The organism is Bartonella sp. MR30HLJHH, from assembly GCF_042194195.1.
Lineage (GTDB): Bacteria > Pseudomonadota > Alphaproteobacteria > Rhizobiales > Rhizobiaceae > Bartonella > Bartonella grahamii.
In genome coordinates this window covers 1-1380 of the sequence record NZ_JBHIMO010000066.1, presented here as the reverse complement: position 1 = coordinate 1380, position 1380 = coordinate 1, and the positions used below count along the sequence as shown (strand labels likewise).

General features: G+C 45.1%; 1 protein-coding gene and 1 pseudogene. Both read right to left on the bottom strand.

The window, feature by feature from the left end; all coding sequences use genetic code 11:
* A partial coding sequence (locus ACFIKR_RS09260; RefSeq protein WP_375659639.1) for a contractile injection system protein, VgrG/Pvc8 family occupies positions 1-1309 on the bottom strand: 1309 nt, incomplete at its 3' end.
* Positions 1306-1380 (bottom strand): annotated as a pseudogene (locus tag ACFIKR_RS09255) (phage tail protein); the annotation flags it as partial. The pseudogene ACFIKR_RS09255 and the gene ACFIKR_RS09260, both read right to left, overlap by 4 nt.

Here is a 1380-nt window from a genome sequence, read left to right as displayed (position 1 = left end):
TATCCTCTTCATCCATATGGATGACGCCTTCGCCTTCGTCACATGCGTTTGGTGGGGCGTTTGGATCAAGGGTATCATCCTTGTCTGGTGTTGTGTTTGCAACGTTTCCAGCCGCATCTTCTTGTGATTCGTCAAAAAGTTCGCACTCTATTTTTGTGGTGTAACCACCCGTTTTATCAAGTTTGTGCTTAACACTTTTGATGCGCCATTCTGCTGGAATATAGGGGCGGAAAGGGGGCTCCTGAACAAGCTTTGCTTCTGCTTGCACAAACGGATCACCACCGATATCACATGAGAAAGAAGACTTACCGCGTGATGATTTATTGCGATAAGCAGCAATGGCCGCAACAGCCTCTGATTGGTTATGGTAGGTGTATTTGAGTTCATGAAACGGCGGATTACCAACTTTGACTTCTTTTTTTTCACCACTGCGGATATCATGATAGGTTGCGAGAACACCGCCTTTTTTCTCTTTGTCTTCTTCTTCTTTCTCAGGTGTTGTTTCTGCTTTTTCCGATTCAGATGATTGTGGTGTTGCTCTGTCATTGTCATCCATATGGATAAAGTTTTCATCATCATCAATCTCTTCTGGTTCTCGTGCATCAGCAGCGGCTTTTTGGTCGTCTCCCACATCCGTTTCTAAGCCATTGGCTGCACCTGCTTCATCCCGTGCGCTGTATTTAAAATCCCAAGAGGTGCAATGTTCCTCATGAATAACAACAATAGGGAGTGTTTCACCGGTAATGGCTTTGCCTTCACCCCGTTTGGCAAGCACAAGTTTGCCATCAACGGGCTTTGCTACCGCATCATAGTCTTCTGCAAGGCGTGTAGCAAAAGCCATATCGCTTTCAGCTGTTTGGTCAATGTGACGCACAACGATTTTTGCAAGAGCAGGATCAACCTTTGGTGTATAGTCATTACGCTCTGCTATCTCTTGAACAATACTGCCAAGGGTTTGCTGGTGATAGGATTGGCTTTTTGGGGTTCTATAAGACGTGTTCATTGATGCGGCGCGCCCTGTCACACTTAAGCTTTGTGGTGGGCTGCTTACAGAAATTTCGTCTATCAGATAGGCTCCCATATCGCGGTTTTTCCCGCCTTCATAGCCAAGTGTTATGGAAATAATTGTCCCGATAAGAGGAATATCAAGAAAGCCGTTATCACTGTCACGCGCACGGTCATCAAGCTCTATGGTAATACGATCACTTTTGTTTTCTGCTTCATCGGTAATTTCAATTGATAAAACATAATCCATGAGCGTTTTGGTGATGTCTTCTCCATTTGCCAGAACCGTGCAAAAAGGTTTCATGATTTGCTACCCCAAATTCTGATCACTGGTGTGGCTTTCGGATAGGGGAGGGACGGCAAAACTATGGTGAT